We start from the raw sequence: 20,493 nt of genomic DNA, 5'->3' as shown, positions 1-20,493 counted from the left end.
TCGCGGTGCCATCCGATCCGACGCACGCCGATGATGCCTTCCGGCAATGCTCCTGCGGGGTCAGATAGCGAAGCCGAGGGCGCGCATCATGTCGCGTCCGTCATCCGTGATCCGCTCCGGGCCCCACGGTGGCATCCAGACCCAGTTGATCCGGAAGCGATCGACGACGCTGTCCAGAGCCTGGGCGGTCTGGTCCTCGAGGACGTCCGTGAGCGGGCAACCGGCGCTGGTCAGCGTCATGTGGATGACGAGAGCATCGTTCTCGTCATCCCAGGCGAGGTCGTAGATGAGGCCGAGGTCGACGACGTTGATCCCGAGCTCGGGGTCCATGACGTCTTTGAGAGCCTCGGTGACCGCGTCGTACTTCTCGTCCGTGAGGGTCGCTGTCATGCGATCAGCCTACGCCTCGATGGGGGCTGCAGGGTCGAGGAAACGGTCGTATCCCTCGTTCTCCAGCCGGTCCGCGAGCTCGGGGCCACCCTCTTCGACGATCTTGCCCGCGACCACCACGTGGACGAAGTCGGGCCGGATGTAGCGGAGGATGCGGGTGTAGTGCGTGATCAGCAGCACGCCGAGCCCGGTGGACTCCTTCGCACGGTTGACGCCCTCGGAGACGATCTTGAGCGCGTCGACGTCGAGGCCGGAGTCGGTCTCGTCGAGGATCGCGAACTTCGGCTTCAGCACCTCGAGCTGCAGGATCTCGTGACGCTTCTTCTCGCCACCGGAGAAGCCCTCGTTGACGTTGCGCTGCGCGAACTTCGGGTCCATGCGCAGGTTCGACATGGCCGCCTTGACGTCCTTGGTCCAGCCGCGGATCGCCGGCGCTTCGCCGTCGAGTGCCGTCTTGGCCGTGCGCAGGAAGTTCGTCACCGTGACGCCGGGGATCTCGACCGGGTACTGCATCGCGAGGAAGAGGCCGGCGCGGGCCCGCTCGTCGACGCTCATCTCCAGGACATCCTGCCCGTCGAACGTGATCGAACCGGAGGTCACCGTGTACTTGGGGTGCCCGGCGATCGTGTAGGCCAGCGTCGACTTGCCAGAACCGTTGGGGCCCATGATGGCGTGGGTCTCACCCGTGTTCATGGTGAGGTTGATTCCGTTGAGGATCGGGGTGGTCCCCGCATCGGTCTCGACCGTCACATGCAGGTCGCGGATCTCGAGAACAGACATTCTTCAGACTTCCTTAATCACAGTCGGATCGATGAGCACGTCGTCGCCGTCGATCTGGACGACGTAGACGGGGACGGGCTCATATGCGGGGAGATTCTGGGGCTTGCCGGTGAGCAGCGAGAAGGCGGAGCCATGGGCCCAGCACTCCACGGTGTCACCCTCGACGAAGCCCTCGGACAACGAGATGTCGCCGTGGGTGCAGGTGTCGCCGATGGCGTGGATGACGCCCTCGCCGTCTTTGATCACCGTGATGGGGACGCCGCCCGGGTCCACGCGCAGCGGCATGTCCTGTTCGAGGTCGGCGACGCCGCAGACGCGCTCGGCGGTCATGCGCTCACCTCGGCGAGCTCCGTCTCGATCGCTGCCAGCAGTTCGGTCTCGAGGGCGGGGATGCCGAGGCGCTGCACGATGTCGGTGAGGAACCCGAGCACGACCAGACGTCGCGCCTCCTCCTCGGTGATGCCGCGAGCCTGCAGGTAGAACAGCTGCTCGTCGTCGAACCGACCGGTGGCACTCGCGTGTCCGGCGCCGAGGATGTCACCGGTCTCGATCTCGAGGTTCGGGATGGAGTCGGCACGCGCGCCCTCCGTCAGCACCAGGTTGCGGTTCGCCTCGTAGGAGTCGGTTCCGGTCGCGTCGGCGCCGATCAACACGTCGCCGATCCACACGCTGTGCGCGCCCTCACCCTGCAGCGCGCCCTTGTAGAGGACATCACCCTTGGTGTGGGGTCCCTTGTGGTGCAGGTAGACCTGACTCTCGAGGTGCTGCCCGGCATCCGCGTACGAGAGCCCGTACAGGTACCCCTCGGACCCGGCGCCCGTCAGCTCGACGCTCGGGTTGACGCGGACCACTCCGCCGCCGAAGCTGATCACGAAATGCCGGAGTGTCGCGTCTGCTCCGACCGTCGCCTGGTGAGCGGACGCGTGAACCGCGTCGTCTTCCCAGCGCTGGAGACTGACGACGGTGAGCTTGGCTCCGTCGCGCACGATGATCTCGACGTTCTGCGCATACTGCGCGGAACCGGAGTGCGCGAGCACGATGGTGCCGCGCGAATGCGGGAGGGCTTCGATGAGGATCTGCCCGAAAGCGCGCTTGTCTGCGCCCTTCCCCTCGACGGGGACGATGATCGGCTCGTCGAGTTCGGCCTCGGCAGGGATCTGGATGTGCAGACCGCGGGGGCTGTGCTTCCACGCGAGAGCGCTCGGCAGATCCTCGGGGCGGAAGAACTCGCCGTACGGGCCCTTCTCGTCCGCAGACGGCTCGAGGAACGCTTCGGCCGCGCCGAGACCATAGGTCACCGCGTCCTCGTCTCCCTGCTCGTCGGTGAAGAGTCCGCCGAACTTCGCGACCGGCGTGTGCTTCCAGTTGACCTCGCGCCCGGTCGGGGTGCCGAAATCAGCGGGGTCGAAGGAGTGCGGGCGCTCCGAGCGGGTCTGCACGGGGACGAATCCCGCGGCGGCGACCTGTGCCGCCGGATCGATGTGCGCGCTCGCGGGCGCGTCGGTGTTCTGCGCCTCGGCGGGCGCTGTCGTCGAGGCCGTCACTAGCCGACCGATCCTTCCATGCCCATCTCGATGAGCTTGTTCAGTTCCATCGCGTACTCCATGGGAAGCTCCCGTGCGATCGGCTCGATGAAGCCGCGCACGATCATCGCCATCGCCTCGTCCTCGGGCATGCCGCGGGACTGCAGGTAGAACAGCTGCTCCTCGCTCACCTTCGAGACCGTGGCCTCATGGCCGAGCTGCACGTCGTCGACGCGGATGTCGATGGCCGGGTAGGTGTCGGAGCGAGACTTGGTGTCCACGAGCAGAGCGTCACAGCGCACCGTGTTGGCGGAGTGGTGCGCCGCTGCGTCGACGCGCACCTCACCGCGGTATCCGGCACGTCCGCCACCACGAGCGATCGACTTCGAGACGATCGACGACTGCGTGTAGGGCGCCATGTGGATCATCTTGGCGCCGGCGTCCTGGTGCTGACCGGGACCGGCGAAGGCGACGGACAGGGTCTCGCCCTTGGCGTGCTCGCCCATCAGATAGATCGACGGGTACTTCATCGTGACCTTGGAGCCGATGTTGCCGTCGACCCACTCCATGGTCGCGCCCTCGTACGCCACGGCGCGCTTGGTGACCAGGTTGTAGACGTTGTTCGACCAGTTCTGGATCGTCGTGTACCGAACGCGGGCGTTCTTCTTCACGATGATCTCGACGACGGCCGAGTGCAGGGAGTCCGACTTGTAGATCGGAGCCGTGCAGCCCTCGATGTAGTGGACATAGCTGTCCTCGTCGGCGATGATGAGCGTCCGCTCGAACTGCCCCATGTTCTCGGTGTTGATGCGGAAGTAGGCCTGCAGCGGGATCTCGACGTGCACGCCCTTCGGGACGTACACGAACGAACCGCCAGACCACACGGCGGTGTTCAGCGCAGCGAACTTGTTGTCGCCTGCGGGGATGACGGTGCCGAAGTACTCCTCGAAGAACTCGGGGTGCTCGCGCAGTGCCGTGTCGGTGTCCATGAAGATGACGCCCTGGGCTTCGAGGTCTTCGCGGATCTGGTGGTAGACGACCTCGGACTCGTACTGAGCCGCGACGCCGGCCACGAGGCGCTGACGCTCGGCCTCGGGGATGCCGAGGCGCTCATAGGTCTCGCGGATCTCGGCGGGAAGGTCTTCCCACGTCTGCGCCTGCTTCTCGGTGGAGCGGACGAAGTACTTGATGTTGTCGAAGTCGATCTCGCTGAGGTCTGCACCCCAGGTCGGCATCGGCTTGCGCCCGAAGAGCTGGTACCCCTTGAGACGGGTCTTCAGCATCCATTCGGGCTCATTCTTGAGGCTCGAGATCCCACGGACGACGTCTTCGGAGATGCCGCGTTTCGCGATGGCACCCGCAGCATCCTCATCGTGCCAGCCGAATTCATACACCCCCAGACCGTCAAGCTCCGGGCGGTCGATCAGCACATCCGACATCCAACACTCTCCTCACAGGTCCCAAACGGTGTCATCCGCCCCGACACACCTGATCCCCGTCGAGTCTGCGGGAGCGGGTGCCGTTGGTGGGCCCTCATCACCGGCGCTTCCATCGCGCCTAAACTGTTGACGATGCTTCAGCGCCGTCAGCGCTCATCGCAACAATCCGATTCTACAGGTTCCGCCTGACAGACGGGCCATGCCCGCCGCGTCCCGTGCGGTCCGGAGGACTTATGCCCGAGACGATGATCCCCGCCAGCTCGACGACGCCGGCGGTCCCCGCCCGTTCCTCGTCCTGGGGGCGCGCGTTGACGGTCTTCGCGTGGTTGTCGTTCATCAGCGAGACCATCATCATCGGCACCGGCGGCGCCGTCCGTCTCACCGGATCGGGCCTGGGATGCTCGGACTGGCCCCTGTGCACGCCGGACTCACTGGTGCCGATCCTCGAGGTGCAGGGCATCCACGGGGTCATCGAGTTCGGCAACCGTCTGATGACCGGCGTGGTCGGGATCATCGCGCTGGTCGTGGTGCTGCTGGTGCTGCGTCTGTTCAGCGGGAAGCGCGGCCTCGTCAACGCGCTCTGGTTCGCGGCCGGCGGCCTCGTCGCCGCGGGTGTCGCCTACGCCATCGCCGCTCCGTTCCACATCCCCGCCTTCCCGATCGCCTCCGGTGTCCTGCTCATCGCGGTCATCGCCGCGGCTGTCCGATCCGTGCGCACGACTCCCGCGAGACGGGACCTCGTCCTGCTCGCCTGGCTCACGCTGATCGGCGTGGTCGCGCAGGCGCTCGTCGGCGGCATCACGGTCCTCACCGGACTCAACCCGTTCATCGTGGGCTTCCACTACACCTCGTCGCTGCTGCTCGTGTGCATCACCGCGGCCTTCCTCGTGCGGTTGAAGACCTCCCCCGGACCGCGCGAGCGTGCGGTGCCCTCCTGGTTCGCCGTCGTCACGCACGTGACCGGCCTGGCTCTGGCCGTCACGATCGTCTTCGGCGTGCTGACCACCGGTTCCGGCCCGCACTCGGGCGACGCCGATGTGCTGCGTCACGGGTTCGACGCGACCGTGCTGGCACACGTGCACTCGTGGCCGGGCTACATCCTGGCGGCGCTAGTGCTGTTCCTCACGGTCGCGGCGTGGGTGCTGCGACTCGAGCCGCGCCGGTGGCTGCTCGTCCTCGTCCTCGCGATCCTCGTGCAGGTCGGCGTCGGCGTCTGGCAGGCCAGAGAGGGCCTCCCGCCTCTCCTCGTCGGCATCCACATGGTCTTGGCCTCGCTCTCCGCCGCGACCTACACCGTGGTCGTGCTGCACCTCAAGCGCACAGCCGCAGCCGCGGACTGACCCCGCACAGGCGATCCACAGGCGGCGCATCGTCGACTCATCAGGATGTCGGCGATGATGGTCCGCATGAACAAGTCACTCACACGAAGCATCGGATTCTGGCTCCTCCTGGTCGTGTCCCTCGCCACGACGGCGGTCGGCGCCTGGCTGATCTCCGGTCAGATCGGCACGATGACGACCACGCTGCTCGATGGCACCGCCACCGGCGTCGAGGTGTACGTCGGTCAGTCGCTCGTCGTGGTGGGTGCCGGCGTGCTCGCAGCCGGAATCGTCGGCATCCTGCTGACCCTCGGACTCGTCGCTGCACGTTCACTCGTCCCCACGCCCGCCCCGGCCGTCGTCGAAGCGATCGACTGGACCGTCGAGACCGACGAGACGCCCGCCCCTGTCGCGGTCGCCCCTGCGGTCGACACCACGCCGTCGACCGAAGCCACTCCTGTGTCCGAGGACGTGGCGACCGACGCCGTTCCCGAGACCGCGGCCACGAACGACACGGCCACGAACGACACCGCCACGAATGACGCGGCCACGAACGGCGCGCCCGCGACCGACGCCGAGCCGGACAGCACTCCGCCGATCACCCGCTGATCGTCGGAACGGATGACGACGGAGCGGCGCCGAGGAATTCCTCGGCGCCGCTCCGTCGTCTCAGACGTAACCCGGGTCAGAACGGCAGCAGCGGGTCGACCGCAACCGCCACGAAGATCAGCGTGAGGTAAGTGATCGACGCGTGGAAGACGCGCATCGGACGCGGTTCGGTTCCGTGGACCGCACGGTTGTAGAGGCGGTGCGACTCGTAGATGAACCATCCGCCGAACACCGTGGCAGACACGGTGTACACCAGCCCCATGTTCGCGATCGGGATGAGGAGAAGCGAGCAGGCGACGGTGGCCCACGCGTAGAGGATGACCTGGAGGCCGACCTGCGAGGCGTTGCGCGTGACGCCCAGCATCGGAACGTCGACATCTTCGTAGTCGTCCTTGTACTTCATCGACAGCGGCCAGTAGTGCGGCGGCGTCCACAGGAAGACGAGGAGGAACAGGATGAACGCCGGCCAGTCGAGCGAACCGGTGACCGCGGACCATCCGATGAGCACCGGGAAGCAACCGGCGATCCCGCCCCAGATGATGTTCTGCTCGGTGCGGCGCTTGAGGATCATCGTGTAGATCACGACGTAGAAGAAGATGGCCGTCGCCGAGAGGGCCGCCGTGAGCCAGTTCGTCGTGACGAGGAGCCAGACGGTCGAGGCGACGGCGAGTGTCCACGAGAAGATCAGGGCGCCGCGCGGGCTGACCTCGCCGGTCACCAGCGGGCGGTTCTCGGTGCGGTGCATGTGCGCATCGATGTCGCGGTCGAGGTACATGTTGAAGGACGCCGCGGAACCGGCGCTCAGCGAGCCGCCGATGACGGTGGCCAGCACGAGCCACAGGTTCGGGAGTCCACCCTGCGCCAGGAACATCACCGGCACGGTCGACACGAGCAGCAGCTCGAGGACACGCGGCTTGGTCAGCGTGACGTAGGCCTTCACCGTGCGACCGATGGACGACTTCCTCACGGTCTGATCAGACATCGTCGAGATCTCGATCGCCTCCTCCGCACGTGTGACCGGACAACCTCTCCAGTGTATGACACGGGATGACGTGTTCCGGCTCGCGGGCCCGCGTAGCGCAAGGCACGTCACCGCTATGCTGAAAACACTCGCGCGCCCGGCGATGTGCACACTTCTCCGTGATGATGCGGATGCGCCAGGGAATACGGGCGCCCTCGAAACTGTCGGAAAGGGCATGAACGTGTCGGAATTGCAGTGGGATGAGATCGATCGACGCGCGGTGGACACCGCTCGAATCCTGGCGGCCGATGCCGTGGAGAAGGTCGGTAACGGTCACCCCGGCACAGCCATGAGCCTCGCTCCGGCCGCGTATCTCCTCTACCAGCGGGTGCTGCGTCACGACCCGACCGATGTCGACTGGCTCGGTCGCGACCGGTTCATCCTTTCGGCCGGGCACTCCTCCCTCACCCAGTACGTCGAGCTGTACCTCGGCGGCTTCGGTCTCGAGCTGGACGACCTCAAGGCGCTGCGCACCTGGGGCTCGCTGACGCCGGGCCACCCGGAGTACGGCCACACCAAGGGTGTGGAGATCACCACCGGCCCCCTCGGCCAGGGCCTCGCATCGGCCGTGGGCTTCGCGTACGCCGCCCGGTACGAGCGCGGTCTCTTCGACCCCGAGGCTGCGGCCGGCACGAGCCCCTTCGACCACTTCGTGTACGTGATCGCCGGTGACGGCGACCTGCAGGAGGGCGTGACCAGCGAGGCCTCCTCGCTCGCGGGCCACCAGCAGCTCGGCAACCTGATCGCGATCTACGACTCCAACCAGATCTCCATCGAGGACGACACGAACGTCGCCTTCACCGAAGACGTCGCGAAGCGCTACGAGTCCTACGGCTGGCAGGTGCAGGTCGTCGACTGGAAGAAGACCGGCGAATACGTCGAAGACGTCGCCGAGCTGTTCGCTGCGATCGAAACCGCCAAGGGCGAGACCTCGAAGCCGTCGCTGATCATCCTCAAGACCATCATCGGCTGGCCGTCGCCGGGCAAGCAGAACTCCGGCAAGATCCACGGCTCCGCTCTCGGCGCCGACGAGCTCGCCGCGACCAAGAAGGTGCTCGGCTTCGACCCCGAGCAGAACTTCGTTGTCGCTGATGACGTGCTCGCACGCACCCGTGGACTCGCAGCTCGCGCCGCCGATGTCCGTGCCGCCTGGCAGGAGTCGTTCGATGCCTGGGCCGCCGCGAACCCCGAGAAGAAGGCCCTGCTCGACCGCCTGGAGGCGCACGAGCTGCCTGGCGACATCACGAGCGCGCTGCCCGTCTTCGAAGCCGGCAAGGAGGTGTCGACCCGCGCCGCGTCCGGCCAGGTCATCAACGCCCTCGCTGCCGAGCTCCCCGAGCTGTGGGGCGGTTCGGCAGACCTCGCCGAATCGAACCTCACCACGATCAAGGGCGCGCCGTCGTTCATCCCGGCGGAGTGGTCGACCCACGAGTGGTCGGGCAACCCCTACGGTCGAGTGCTCCACTTCGGCATCCGCGAGCACGCCATGGGCGCGATCATCAACGGCATCGTGCTCCACGGACCGACGCGCGCCTTCGGCGGGACCTTCCTGATCTTCAGCGACTACATGCGCCCGCCCGTGCGTCTCGCAGCGCTCATGAACGTGCCCAGCATCTTCGTCTGGACCCACGACTCGGTCGCCCTCGGCGAAGACGGTCCGACCCACCAGCCCGTCGAGCAGCTCGCGACGCTCCGCGCGATCCCGAACTTCACAGTCGTGCGACCCGCGGACGCGAACGAGACGGCAGCGACGTGGCTGGAGATCCTCCGCCGCCACGAGGGACCCGCCGGCATCGCCCTGACTCGCCAGAACATCCCGGTGTTCGAACGCGGCGAGGGCGCAGCCTCCGGCGACACCTTCGCGTCGGCCGACAACGCCGCCAAGGGCGCCTACGTCCTCGCCGAGGCCCCCAACGGCACCCCGGACGTCATCATCGTGGCCACCGGCTCGGAGGTGCAGCTCGCGGTGAACGCCCGCGAGGCACTCGCTGCGGAAGGCGTGAACGTGCGGGTCGTCTCCGCTCCGTCGTTGGAGTGGTTCGACGAGCAGGATGTGGAGTACCGCGAGAGCGTGCTCCCCGCCTCCGTCACCGCCCGTGTCTCGGTCGAGGCGGGATCCGTGCTCAGCTGGCGCGGCATCGTCGGCGACCGCGGCCGTTCGGTCGGCATCGACCACTTCGGCGCCTCCGCCGACTACAAGACCCTCTTCGAGAAGTTCGGCATCACCACCGAGGCCGTCATCGCGGCCGCCCGCGAGACCATCGCGGCCAACAGCACCAAGGAGAACGCATGAGCACCCCCACCGCACAGCTCGCCGCCGCCGGCGTCAGCATCTGGCTCGACGACCTCTCCCGCACGCGCATCTCCTCGGGTAACCTCGCCGACCTGATCTCGTCGCGCAACGTCGTGGGCGTGACGACCAACCCGACGATCTTCGCGAACGCGATCACCGACAAGAACGACACGTCGTACGACGCTCAGGTCACCGAGCTCGCCGCCTCCGGCGCCACTGCGGAGGAAGCGGTCTTCGCCGCGACCACCCAGGACGTCGCTGCCGCCCTCGACGTGTTCCGCCCGGTCTGGGAGGCATCGAACCACGTCGACGGCCGCGTCTCCATCGAGGTCTCCCCCGATCTGGCGCATGACACCGCCGGCACCGTGGCACAGGCCAAGGAGCTGTGGGCCAAGGTCGACCGCCCGAACCTGCTCGTCAAGATCCCGGCGACCAAGGCCGGTCTCCCCGCCATCGCCGAGGCGATCGGGGCGGGCATCAGCGTCAACGTCACACTGATCTTCAGCCTGGAGCGCTATGCCGAGGTCATCGAGGCGTACCTGACCGGCCTCGAGACCGCCAAGGCCGCGGGCATCGATCTGTCGACGATCCACTCCGTCGCCTCGTTCTTCGTGTCGCGCGTCGACACCGAGACCGACAAGCGCCTCACCGCGATCGGCACGGAGGCCGCAGAGGCCCTCAAGAGCAAGGCTGGGCTCGCCAACGCACGCCTCGCCTACGAGTTGTTCGAGAAGACGTTCGCCGGCGAGCGTGCCACGGCTCTCCTCGACGCGGGCGCGAACCTGCAGCGTCCGCTGTGGGCGTCCACCGGCGTCAAGGACCCGGCCCTGCCCGACACGCTCTACGTCACCGAGCTCGTCGCCCAGGGTGTCGTCAACACGATGCCCGAGAAGACGCTCGAGGCCACGTTCGACCACGGTGTCGTCACGGGCGACACCATCACCGGTGGCTACGAAGAGGCCCGCGCCGTGTTCGCCGGGCTCGCCGAGGTCGGCATCGACTTCGCCGATGTCACCCAGGTGCTGGAAGACGAGGGTGTATCGAAGTTCATCGACTCGTGGCACGATCTGCTGACGCAGGTCGCCGAAGGACTGGAGTCGCAGCGATGACGTTCTCGATCCACGCATCCGGCGCGCCCCGCGCCGCGATCGATGAGACGGTACCCAGCCTCGTCCATGATCTGATCGCCTCGCGCATCACCGGCGGAGACGCGACTCTCTGGGGCCCCTCGGCCGAAGCCGAGGCCTCCGTGCGCCTCGGATGGGTGGAGGCCGTCTCGGTCTCCCGTCCGCTCGTCGCCGAGATCGTCGCCCTGCGCGCCGATCTCGAGGCCAAGGGCGTCACCCGCGTCGTGCTGGCGGGCATGGGCGGTTCGTCGCTCGCGCCCGAGGTCATCGCGCAGACCGCGGGCGTCCCCCTCACGATCCTCGACTCCACGGCTCCGGGACAGGTGCTCGCCGCTCTCGACGAGGGCCTCGCCGACACCGTGCTCGTCGTCTCGTCGAAGTCCGGCTCCACGGTCGAGACCGACTCGCAGCGGCGCACGTTCGAGGCGGCGTTCCGCGACCTCGGCATCGACCCCGTCGAGCGCATCGTGGTCGTCACCGATCCCGGCTCACCGCTCGACGCCTCGGCTCGCGAGGCGGGTTACCGCGTCTTCAACGCGGACCCGAACGTCGGCGGACGCTACTCGGCGCTCACCGCCTTCGGCCTGGTGCCGTCCGGGCTCGCGGGAGTCGACATCGATGAGCTGCTGAACGAGGCCGAGGCCTCGCTGCTCGAGGTCGCCGTCGACTCGGCCGAGAATCCCGCCCTGCGCCTGGGCGCGGCGATCGCCGCGACGAACCCCCGCCGCGACAAGCTCGGGCTGATCACCGACGGCACGCACATCAAGGGTCTCCCGGACTGGATCGAGCAGCTCATCGCCGAATCCACCGGCAAGGAGGGCACGGGCATCCTCCCGGTCGTCCTGCTCCCGGTCTCCCCCGAGCTCGATCCCGTGCCCGCCGACCTGCAGATCGTCCGACTGGTCGATGACGCCAACGAGTTCCACCTGCACGAGCGTCACGAGGGCGAGATCCTCGTCAGCGGAACGCTGGGCGCCCAGCTGATCGTGTGGGAGTACGCCACGGCGATCGCCGGACATCTGCTGCACATCAACCCGTTCGACCAGCCCGACGTCGAGTCGGCCAAGGTCGCTGCTCGCGGCCTCCTCGACGCGCGTCCGGAGCCGACCGCTCCCGCATTCGTCGAGAACGGCGTCGAGGTCCGCGTGTCGGATCCGGCTCTCGCCGTGTCCGGCAATGTCGAGGGCGTGCTCGATGCCCTCTGGGCCCAGCTTCCGGCAGACGGCTACGTGTCGATCCAGGCCTACGTCAACCGTCTCGAGGTGCCGCAGCTCCAGGGCCTGCGCGAGCTGGTCGCGGCAGACTCCGGAAGACCGACCACGTTCGGATGGGGGCCGCGGTTCCTGCACTCGACCGGGCAGTATCACAAGGGCGGCCCCGCGCAGGGCGTGTTCCTGCAGATCCTGGAGCGCACCGAGGTCGACCTCGAGATCCCGGACCGTCCCTTCACCTTCGGGCAGCTCATCCAGGCCCAGGCCGCCGGTGACGCTGCTGTGCTCGCCGAGCACGGCCGCCCCGTCGTCACGCTGACGATCACGGAGTCCTCCGACGACGTGCTCGCCCTCTTCGAAGCCGCACAGAAGTAACAGCAGGAGAGTCCCCCACCGATGTCTGTTCCCATCTCGCGCGGGCACAACCCGCTGCGTGACCCCGATGACCGCCGTCTCAACAGGATCGCCGGGCCCAGCGCCCTGGTGATCTTCGGCGTCACCGGAGACCTGTCACGCAAGAAGCTGATGCCCGCGGTCTACGACCTCGCGAACCGCGGCCTTCTCCCTCCCGGGTTCGCCCTGGTCGGATTCGCCCGCCGAGACTGGGAGGACCAGGACTTCGCGCAGGTCGTCTACGATGCGGTCAAGGAGCACGCTCGCACGCCGTTCCGTGAGGAGACGTGGACCCAGCTGCTGCAGGGCATCCGGTTCGTCTCGGGTGAGTTCGACAATCCGGACTCGTTCCGCAAGCTCCGCGAGACCATCGAGAAGCTCGATGTCGAACGCGGAACGATGGGCAACCATGCGTTCTACCTGTCGATCCCGCCCAAGGACTTCCCGCTGGTCGCCAAGCAGCTGAAGGACTCCGGCCTCGTCGGCGAGAACAGCGACGACGACGAGCGCTGGCGCCGTGTCGTGATCGAGAAGCCCTTCGGGCACGACCTCGAATCGGCGCGCGCACTCAACGCCGCGCTCGAGGTGGCCTTCCCGGCCGACTCGATCTTCCGCATCGATCACTACCTCGGCAAGGAGACGGTCCAGAACATCCTGGCGCTGCGCTTCGCGAACGAGCTGTACGAGCCGATCTGGAACCGCAACTACGTCGACCACGTGCAGATCACCATGGCCGAGGACATCGGTGTGGGTGGACGCGCGGGCTACTACGACGGCATCGGCGCGGCACGCGACGTGATCCAGAATCACCTTCTGCAGCTGCTGGCCCTCACCGCGATGGAAGAGCCGATCAGTCTCTCGGCGGAGCACCTGCGCGCCGAGAAGGAGAAGGTCCTCGCCGCAGTCCACGTTCCGGACGACCTCTCCCTCGCGACCGCGCGCGGTCAGTACGCGGGTGGGTGGCAGGGCGGCGAGAAGGTCACCGGTTTCCTGGAAGAGGAGGGGATGAACCCCGAGTCGACCACGGAGACGTATGCCGCGATCAAGCTCGAGATCGATACGCGCCGCTGGGCGGACGTGCCGTTCTATCTGCGCACGGGCAAGCGCCTCGGACGGCGCGTGACCGAGATCGCCGTCGTCTTCAAGCGCGCACCGCAGCACCTCTTCGGGCGCGGCAACGCCTCGGAGCTCGGACAGAACGCTCTGGTCATCCGCGTGCAGCCGGATGAGGGCGTGACGATCCGCTTCGGCTCCAAGGTGCCGGGCAACGGCACGAACGTGCGCGACGTGACCATGGACTTCGGATACGGCCACGCCTTCACCGAGGCGAGCCCCGAGGCCTACGAACGCCTGATCCTCGACGTCCTCCTGGGCGATCCGCCGCTGTTCCCGCGGCACGAGGAGGTCGAGCTCTCCTGGAAGATCCTCGACCCCGTGGAGAAGTACTGGGCAGCCGAGGGCGGTCCGGTCGAGCAGTACGCGCCCGGCTCGTGGGGACCGGCATCCGCCGACGACCTGCTGGCCCGCGATGGACGAGTCTGGAGACGCCCGTGATCATCGACCTTCCCGACACCACCGTCAGCCAGGTCGCGAAGCAGCTGGTCAAGGTGCGCGAAGAGGGCGGCGCCGTTGCCCTCGGGCGTGTGCTCACCCTTGTGATCGCCGCACGCAACGGCGTCGCCGAAGCGGCGATCGACGCGGCGAACGACGCCTCACGAGAGCACCCGATGCGCGTGATCGTGATCACGACGGGCGAGGGCGACTCTCGTCTCGACGCGCAGATCCGCGTCGGCGGAGACGCCGGCGCCAGCGAGGTCGTGGTCCTCCGCGCCTTCGGGGACGCCGCCAGCAACGAGGAGAGCCTGATCACCGGACTCCTGCTTCCGGATGCTCCCGTGGTCGCCTGGTGGCCCGAAGCCGCCCCCGTGGCACCCGCCCAGTCGCCCCTCGGCAAGATCGCCCAGCGCCGCATCACCGATGCCGCGACGGCGACCGACGTCCGCGACCGGCTCGCCCTCCTCGGCGAGACCCACGCCCCTGGCGACACCGATCTGGCGTGGACCCGTCTGACCCACTGGCGCGAACAGCTCGCGGCCGTGCTCGACCAGCCGCCGTACGAGCCGATCACCGGCGTCGAGGTGCGCGGAGCCGCGGCATCGCCGTCGACCGCTCTGCTGGCCGCCTGGCTGCAGATGGCGCTCGACGTTCCGGTGCGCTGGTCGTACGAAGACCCCGAGCACTGGGCGGAGGGCATCAAATCGGTGCGCCTGACGCGCGAGTCCGGGGACATCCTCCTGGAGCGTCCCACTCCCGGCGTGGCCGTGCTCACGCAGCCCGGGCAGCCGAACCACGATCTGCACCTGCCACGACGCACTCTTCGCGAGTGCCTGGCGGAGGAGCTGCGTCGACTCGACCCCGACGTCCTGTACGGTCGAGTCATCACCGAGGGCTGGGAGAAGTTGGGTTCGCCCGAGACAGGAGAGTGACGTCGATGACGACATCGTCCGCCGAGAAGCGGGTCGTGGTGGAAGCCACGCCCGCCGCCCTCGCCACCCGTGTGGCCGACCGATTCCTCACGCGGGTGCGCGCGCGCACCCGCAACGGTCGGATCGCACACATCGCCCTCACCGGCGGTTCGATGGGTGGAGCGGTGCTGCGTGCGGCGTCCGAGCACCCGCGGGCGACGGAGATCGACTGGTCACTCGTGCATTTCTGGTGGGGTGACGAGAGGTTCGTGCCGCGCGACGACGTCGACCGCAACTCGCTGCAGTCGCGACAGGCCCTCCTCGATCACATCCCGGTGCCCGTCGAGAACGTGCATGAGGTCGCGGGGCCAGACAGCGGTCTGACATTGGACGAATCCGCGGCGGCCTACGCCGCCGAACTCGCGCGGTTCGGCACCGAGGAGCATGCCTGGCCCTCGTTCGCCGTGTGCTTCCTCGGCGTCGGTCCCGACGGCCACATCGCGTCGCTCTTCCCCGATCGGGAAGAGGTCACGGTGACGGATGCGGCCGTCCTCGCCGTCCGCGACTCACCGAAGCCGCCGCCCGAGCGCGTCACGCTGACCCGCCCCGTGCTCAACTCGTCGAAGCGCGTGTGGCTCGTGCTGACGGGTGCGGACAAGGCATCAGCCCTGGGGCTCGCTCTCGCGGGAGCGAGCTACACGAGCGTGCCCGCTGCCGGGGCCAAGGGGCGCAAGCGCACGGTGTTCTTCGTGGACGAGGCTGCGGCCGCCGAGGTGTCGGTCGACCTGATCGATCAGGCGTACTGAGTCCGTATCGCCACGGGCGACCGGCACACCTCCACGGACGAGCGGAGCGGCGCTAGGGCCGGTCAGCGGAGCCGTCGTACGGCGGCGGAGTCTCCGGGCTCACCGACCCGCTCGAGCGCTCAGGCGCAGCCGTGGAGGAGGAACTCGATGATGCTGCGCCCTCCGTCCCGCCCTGCCCAGCTCCGCCCGGGGTGCTGCCACCCGGGGTGCTGCCGCGTTGGATGCCCAAGTCCTGGCTGTCGCTGAGCACCTGAGGATGGTAGCGGGCCAGGCCGACCACACCCCACACGGCGATGGCTCCGGCGACCGCGAAGATCACGAGCACCCACCACGGTGCCGCAGCGGCCTCGCCCAGCACGACCATGCCGATGAGCACCGCGACGAGAGGGTCGACGACCGTGAGCCCGGCGATCACGAGGTCGGGTGGACCTGAGCTGTACGCCGTCTGCACGAAGTACGCACCGACCGCGGCTGCCGAGACGAGCGCGAGCACGCAGATGCCGGTGATCCACTCGAACTGACCTGCTTCGATGCGCTTGATGACCACCTTCGCGAGCGTGGCGACGAATCCGTAGAGGATGCCGGCGCCGATCACGTAGAAGAGCGCCCGCATGCGATGGCGCAGGATGAGCCAGCACGCGCCGAGCACGATGATCACGACCAGGAGGAGCGCCAGGATCACGAACAGCTCGCGATCGGTGACGTCCTGCTCGGTCGCGTAGATCGCCGCGAAGAAGACGAAGAGGAAGATGCCGCCCACACAGGCCACGATCGCGGTGAGCGACTGCTTGGTGGGCGAATGACCGGAGACGCGGGCGTTGAGCAGAGTGGTGATGACGAGCGCGATGGCGCCCAGCGGCTGCACCACGATGAGCGGTGCCTTCACGAGCGCGGCGAGCTGGCAGATCACGGCGAGCCCGAGCATGAGTGTGCCGATGAGCCATGATGGGCGGGTGAGAAGCCGTTTGAGCTGATCGAAGCTCAAGCCCGACGCGCCGTTGGCACCGCTGAGACGCTCGACCTTCTCGACCCCGCGGTGCTGGTACTGCGCTCCGAGCGACATGAAGACGGCACCGGCGAGAGCGAGGGGAATTCCGAGCAGAAGGCCCGGGTTCTGGAAGGCGCCGACGAGCTGATCGCCGACATCCTCGACCGCGTTCATCCATACCCCGGCATTCACAGTACGACCCTACCTGCCGACTGCCGCCGACTAGGGTTGTGACGTGGCTGTACTTCCGATTCGCATCATGGGCGACCCCGTCCTGCACTCCCCTGCTTCCCCCGTCGACGAGATCACGGAGGACATCCGCACCCTCGTGGCCGACATGTTCGAGACGATGGACACGGCGCCTGGAGTCGGCCTCGCCGCTCCGCAGGTGGGCGTTCCCCTGCGGATCTACACCTACGCGTACATCGATGACGACGACCAGCCCTGGCGTGGCGTTCTCATCAACCCCGTGCTCTGGATGGTGCCCCTCGAGCCCGGCGATCCGGACCCCGACCTCGAGTCCGAAGGCTGCCTCTCCTTCCCGGGCGAGCGGTTCCCGCTGCGGCGGTCGGAGCGCGTCCACGTGACGGCGACCGACCTGGAAGGCCAGCCGGTCTCGATCGACGTCGACGGCTGGCGCGCACGCATCATGCAGCATGAGTTCGATCATCTCGACGGCATCCTCTACGTCGATCGCCTCTCCGACGGCGATTGGAAGACAGCCCAGAAGGTCGCCCGCAAGCGCGGTTGGGGCCGCCCGGGATCGAGCTGGATGCCCGGCGTCGACGACCTCGAAGGCTGAACCGCTCTCAGCCGAACCACAGGCTCCTCGAAGTTGCATCACAGACTCGCGAACGGCTAGCGTGTTCGCGGCGGGGGCTTTTCGCATGCCTCCACATCACGCTTCGGAGGGGAACCAATCATGATGAAGATGCGCACGCGACGCGCTCTGATGCTCGCAGGATCCGCAGTGGCACTCTCAGTCGCCCTGAGCGGCTGCAGTGCTCTCAACAGCCTTCTCGGCAGCGGCTCTGGCGACGCCAACCGCGATGAGGAGACCGGCCAGGTCACGGAGAGCGCGAACGTCGGCGTCTTCTCGGTGAAGCTGGGCGACTGCATGCTCGACACCGGCTCCGGCATGCTCACGGACGCCAACGTCCTCCCGTGCACCGACCCGCACGACCAGGAGGTGTACTACGAGATCACCATGCCCGACGGCGAGTTCTCCGACTCCGACGTCGACGCGGCGACGCAGGAGTGCATCGGCGATGCCTACACGACCTTCGTCGGTGTGGCCTACCAGGACTCGGCCCTCGACGTCACCACGCTCGTTCCCACCAAGGACTCCTGGGAGCAGAACAACGACCGCGTGATCCAGTGCATCATCTTCGATCCGGCCGGACAGACCACCGGATCGCTGGCCGGCGCCGCACGCTGACCGACAGCCATCAAGGAGGGTCTCGCCAATCGGCGGGGCCCTCCTTCGTGCACGCGCGCATCAGTCGTCAGAGGCACGTATCGCGAGCCAGGCGGCCACCCGATCATCGGGATCGGCGAATGACAGCCCGATCAGGTCTTCGATCCGTCGGATGCGCGCTGCCAGAGTCTGCCGGTGGATGCGCAACCGCGTGGCGCTCTCGCCCCAGGCGCCGTTCGTGGCGAGGAATACGCGCAGGGTCTCGATGAGCTCGGTCCGCTGCTCGACGGCCCTCAGCGGATCGAGAAGCCGCGCGATCCTCTGCGTCTGGTCCGCATCCAACTGCCCGAGCACGAACGACACCGTCGGGATCGACGTATAGCGGACGACGCGCTCCCCTCCCGCGCGAGCCGTCTCGCAGGCTTGACGGGCTTCATCGACACTGCGGGCGAGCGCATCCGTCGTGGCGGGCCGACCGAGCCCGAGATAGAGCGTCGAGGCGAAGGACCGCGCCCGATGCGCGATCTCCTCCGCATGTTCCTCGCGCACGACGCCGCGGATCAGACCACGCTGCGCGGCGAAGACATGCTCCGCCCCGAGCTCATCCAGCCACAGCGCCAGCAGATGCTCCACGTCCACGCCACTGGTGCGCGAGGTCAGGACGAATCCCACCAGGCTTCGTTCGTGCACGCCCCAGCGACGCAGGAGACGCGTCGCCTCCTCCCCTCCCTCGAGCACGGTCTCCAGCATCATGGATCGGCCGAGACGCTCGAGGTGGCTGCTGTCCCGCGTGCGCATCAGAAGATCGAGCATTGCCGCGGCCTGCGAGCTGAGCTCCCTCCCCCGACCCGAGCTGTCGTTGCGGGGTGCGGTGACGAGTTGAGCGGTGATGTCCTGCCCCGGGCCGACCGGATGCACCTGGAGCGCGCGATGGCGCACGCGAACCGGGCGCCCCACGGCGACCGCCACGGCGTCGTCGATGTGCAGGCTTCCCGCTCCCGCCGTCGTGATCACCTCCCCGTGGCGGTCGAGGAGCACCGCCCATCCGTCGATCCGATGCGCGAGCTCGGCGATGACCCCCGTGATGCCGCTGCGGCGTGCGGCCAGGGTCAGCACCCGCATCGCCGAGGTGATCGCTCGGGCCTCGGCTGCCTGGTCGACGGCGAGCAGGGCCGTCAGCATCGGCGTCAGCAGCTCGCCCGACGTTCCTGCCCCGACGATCGCCGTGATGCCTCCGTCCTCGAGCAGACGTCGGAAAGAGGGCGTGTCCGCATCCGTCACGACGACCACGTCCCGGAGCAGGGCGACCCGCTCCGCATCGTCGGCGAGCCGGTCCAGTTGCCAAGCGTCGACGGTGACGAGAGTGGTGAAGAGACTGTCGGTCGGGGCGCCGAACACTTCGAGCGCGACGACGGAATTCACATGTCGCGAACTCGGAACGCGCCCGTGCAGCAGCTCCCCTTGGAGGTATCGCGCCACGGAGGCGACATCACGAGCCACCTCCTGATCATACAAAGTGTGAAAACGTTCTCTGCAATCCACATATTTGTCGGATGCCCGCGGTCCCGCACTCTCCTAGCATCGTCGGCAGCCCCCTCCACCCGAAGGATGTCATGAAAGCTGTTGTCTTCCGCGATCCGCAGTCCCCGATCGAGTTCGTCGACGTCGACCTCGCCCCGCCGCGTGCAGGTGAGGTTCGAGTACGCATCGCCGCTGCCGGCGTGTGCCACTCCGACCTCCACGTCAAGCGCGGCGAATGGGATGCGGCCGCTCCCCTGGTCATGGGACACGAGGGTTCCGGTGTCGTGACCGAACTCGGTGAAGGTGTCACCACACTGGCCGTCGGCGATCACGTCGTCCTGAGCTGGGTGCCGCCGTGCGGTGAGTGCCGCTACTGTCGCGCCGGCCACGAGGCCCGCTGCCAGAAGGTCGCGACCGTGGTCGCTCCCCTCGGCGTGCTGTTCGACGGCACCTCGCGCCTCAGCCTCGACGGCGAACCGCTGCACCACTATCTCGGAGTCTCCTCGTTCGCGGAGGAGGTCGTCGTTCCCGCCTCGGGGGCCGTCAAGGTCCGTGACGATGCGCCGCTCGATGTCATCGCCGTAGTCGGCTGCGCGGTGGCCACGGGCGTCGGCGCCGTTCTCAACACGGCGGCGGTCGAGCCCGGTTCCACCGTCGTCGTGATCGGCTGCGGCGGCGTCGGCCTCAATGTCGTGCAGGGCGCGCGCCTGGCCGGCGCCGAACGCATCATCGCGATCGACGTGCGTCCGGAGAAGACGCAGATGGCGCTGCAGTTCGGCGCGACGGATCGCATCGATGCCTCGCTGGGCGACCCCGTCGCCCAGCTGCGCGAACTCATCCCGGACGGCGTGGACTACGCGTTCGACGCGATCGGCCGCACATCGACGACCGAGCAGTCGATCCAGATGCTCGGCCTCGGCGGTGCCGCCGTGATCGTCGGCCTCCCTCCCACGGGAGCCCGTGCCTCGTTCGAACCCCTCGTCCTCGCCGAGGCCGACCAGCGCATCCTGGGATCGAACTACGGCTCCGTGCGTCCCTCGATCGATGTCCCGGCGCTGGTGGACCGCTACATGGACGGCCAGCTCAAGATCGATCCGCTCATCTCCGGTCGACGTCCGCTCGCCGAGGCCGCTGCGGCGCTCGACGATCTCGAGACCGGCTCCGCGCTCCGCACGCTTCTCATCCCCTGAC

The 20,493-nt window shown here is 67.8% G+C and carries 19 protein-coding genes; 11 read left to right on the top strand and 8 right to left on the bottom strand.

Annotated elements, in window-relative coordinates; genetic code table 11:
• Positions 1 to 60 precede the first annotated feature (60 nt).
• From GZ64_RS0102760 to sufB, 5 genes are read right to left on the bottom strand one after another with little or no spacing between them, the layout of a single operon-like run.
• Positions 61 to 390 (bottom strand): metal-sulfur cluster assembly factor, encoded by a 330-nt coding sequence (locus GZ64_RS0102760; protein WP_021200756.1) that lies wholly within the window; start codon positions 388 to 390, stop codon positions 61 to 63.
• A gap of 9 nt (positions 391 to 399) precedes the next feature.
• Positions 400 to 1,170 carry a Fe-S cluster assembly ATPase SufC gene (sufC, locus tag GZ64_RS0102755; protein ID WP_021200757.1) on the bottom strand — a complete coding sequence of 257 codons (771 nt, stop codon included), beginning with the start codon at positions 1,168 to 1,170 and terminating at the stop codon, positions 400 to 402.
• A 3-nt stretch (positions 1,171 to 1,173) separates the two neighbouring features.
• Entirely contained in the window at positions 1,174 to 1,500 is a 327-nt protein-coding gene (locus GZ64_RS0102750) for a non-heme iron oxygenase ferredoxin subunit (RefSeq protein ID WP_017830403.1), read from the bottom strand.
• Positions 1,497 to 2,714 carry a Fe-S cluster assembly protein SufD gene (gene sufD, locus GZ64_RS0102745; protein WP_029265030.1) on the bottom strand — a complete coding sequence of 406 codons (1,218 nt, stop codon included), beginning with the start codon at positions 2,712 to 2,714 and terminating at the stop codon, positions 1,497 to 1,499. The genes GZ64_RS0102750 and sufD overlap by 4 nt, the downstream gene beginning before the upstream one ends.
• Entirely contained in the window at positions 2,714 to 4,132 is a 1,419-nt protein-coding gene (gene sufB / locus GZ64_RS0102740; protein ID WP_021200759.1) for a Fe-S cluster assembly protein SufB, read from the bottom strand. Before sufB ends, sufD begins: the two co-directional genes overlap by 1 nt.
• Positions 4,133 to 4,365: 233 nt before the next feature.
• Between sufB and GZ64_RS18890 the strand changes: the two genes are divergently transcribed.
• Positions 4,366 to 5,472, top strand: coding sequence for a COX15/CtaA family protein (locus GZ64_RS18890; protein WP_081859643.1), 1,107 nt, complete (start codon positions 4,366 to 4,368; stop codon positions 5,470 to 5,472).
• 66 nt (positions 5,473 to 5,538) lie between these two features.
• The gene (locus GZ64_RS0102730) at positions 5,539 to 6,060 is read left to right on the top strand and encodes a hypothetical protein (protein WP_029265029.1); all 522 of its coding nucleotides are present in this window, start codon (positions 5,539 to 5,541) and stop codon (positions 6,058 to 6,060) included.
• Between the two features lie 76 nt (positions 6,061 to 6,136).
• On the opposite strand, the gene GZ64_RS0102725 is transcribed toward GZ64_RS0102730, so the two are convergent.
• Complete coding sequence (locus GZ64_RS0102725; RefSeq protein ID WP_021200762.1) at positions 6,137 to 7,042, bottom strand: heme o synthase; 906 nt, start codon at positions 7,040 to 7,042, stop codon at positions 6,137 to 6,139.
• A 220-nt stretch (positions 7,043 to 7,262) separates the two neighbouring features.
• On the opposite strand from GZ64_RS0102725, the gene tkt reads away from it, so the two are divergent.
• The 6 genes from tkt to pgl are packed head-to-tail and all read left to right on the top strand — an operon-like array spanning position 7,263 to position 15,376.
• Positions 7,263 to 9,374 carry a transketolase gene (tkt, locus tag GZ64_RS0102720; RefSeq protein ID WP_029265028.1) on the top strand — a complete coding sequence of 704 codons (2,112 nt, stop codon included), beginning with the start codon at positions 7,263 to 7,265 and terminating at the stop codon, positions 9,372 to 9,374.
• On the top strand, positions 9,371 to 10,483 hold the full coding sequence (gene tal, locus GZ64_RS0102715) for a transaldolase (protein WP_029265027.1): 1,113 nt from the start codon (positions 9,371 to 9,373) through the stop codon (positions 10,481 to 10,483). Before tkt ends, tal begins: the two co-directional genes overlap by 4 nt.
• Complete coding sequence (locus GZ64_RS0102710) at positions 10,480 to 12,087, top strand: glucose-6-phosphate isomerase (RefSeq protein WP_029265026.1); 1,608 nt, start codon at positions 10,480 to 10,482, stop codon at positions 12,085 to 12,087. Before tal ends, GZ64_RS0102710 begins: the two co-directional genes overlap by 4 nt.
• 21 nt (positions 12,088 to 12,108) lie before the next feature.
• Positions 12,109 to 13,659 carry a glucose-6-phosphate dehydrogenase gene (gene zwf / locus GZ64_RS0102705; RefSeq protein WP_021200766.1) on the top strand — a complete coding sequence of 517 codons (1,551 nt, stop codon included), beginning with the start codon at positions 12,109 to 12,111 and terminating at the stop codon, positions 13,657 to 13,659.
• Positions 13,656 to 14,591, top strand: coding sequence for a glucose-6-phosphate dehydrogenase assembly protein OpcA (locus GZ64_RS0102700; protein ID WP_029265024.1), 936 nt, complete (start codon positions 13,656 to 13,658; stop codon positions 14,589 to 14,591). The genes zwf and GZ64_RS0102700 overlap by 4 nt, the downstream gene beginning before the upstream one ends.
• A 5-nt stretch (positions 14,592 to 14,596) precedes the next feature.
• Complete coding sequence (pgl, locus tag GZ64_RS0102695) at positions 14,597 to 15,376, top strand: 6-phosphogluconolactonase (protein ID WP_029260233.1); 780 nt, start codon at positions 14,597 to 14,599, stop codon at positions 15,374 to 15,376.
• A gap of 52 nt (positions 15,377 to 15,428) precedes the next feature.
• Here the strand turns inward: pgl and GZ64_RS0102690 are convergent, their stop codons facing one another.
• Positions 15,429 to 16,538, bottom strand: a complete 1,110-nt coding sequence (locus tag GZ64_RS0102690) for a DMT family transporter (RefSeq protein WP_036330954.1) — start codon at positions 16,536 to 16,538, stop codon at positions 15,429 to 15,431.
• Between the two features lie 61 nt (positions 16,539 to 16,599).
• On the opposite strand from GZ64_RS0102690, the gene def reads away from it, so the two are divergent.
• Positions 16,600 to 17,166, top strand: a complete 567-nt coding sequence (gene def / locus GZ64_RS0102685) for a peptide deformylase (RefSeq protein ID WP_081859642.1) — start codon at positions 16,600 to 16,602, stop codon at positions 17,164 to 17,166.
• Between the two features lie 168 nt (positions 17,167 to 17,334).
• Positions 17,335 to 17,802, top strand: a complete 468-nt coding sequence (locus GZ64_RS0102680) for a septum formation family protein (RefSeq protein ID WP_231479813.1) — start codon at positions 17,335 to 17,337, stop codon at positions 17,800 to 17,802.
• A 60-nt stretch (positions 17,803 to 17,862) separates the two neighbouring features.
• On the opposite strand, the gene GZ64_RS0102675 is transcribed toward GZ64_RS0102680, so the two are convergent.
• Complete coding sequence (locus GZ64_RS0102675) at positions 17,863 to 19,281, bottom strand: PucR family transcriptional regulator (RefSeq protein ID WP_029265021.1); 1,419 nt, start codon at positions 19,279 to 19,281, stop codon at positions 17,863 to 17,865.
• A 113-nt stretch (positions 19,282 to 19,394) separates the two neighbouring features.
• Between GZ64_RS0102675 and GZ64_RS0102670 the strand changes: the two genes are divergently transcribed.
• On the top strand, positions 19,395 to 20,492 hold the full coding sequence (locus GZ64_RS0102670; protein WP_021200773.1) for an alcohol dehydrogenase catalytic domain-containing protein: 1,098 nt from the start codon (positions 19,395 to 19,397) through the stop codon (positions 20,490 to 20,492).
• The last annotated feature ends 1 nt before the right edge of the window (position 20,493 follow it).

Origin of the sequence: Microbacterium sp. Cr-K32 (assembly GCF_000708345.1) — a bacterium.
Lineage (GTDB): Bacteria > Actinomycetota > Actinomycetes > Actinomycetales > Microbacteriaceae > Microbacterium > Microbacterium maritypicum_A.
Note: the sequence above shows the minus strand (reverse complement) of the source record. Positions and strands in the feature narration are given on the sequence as shown.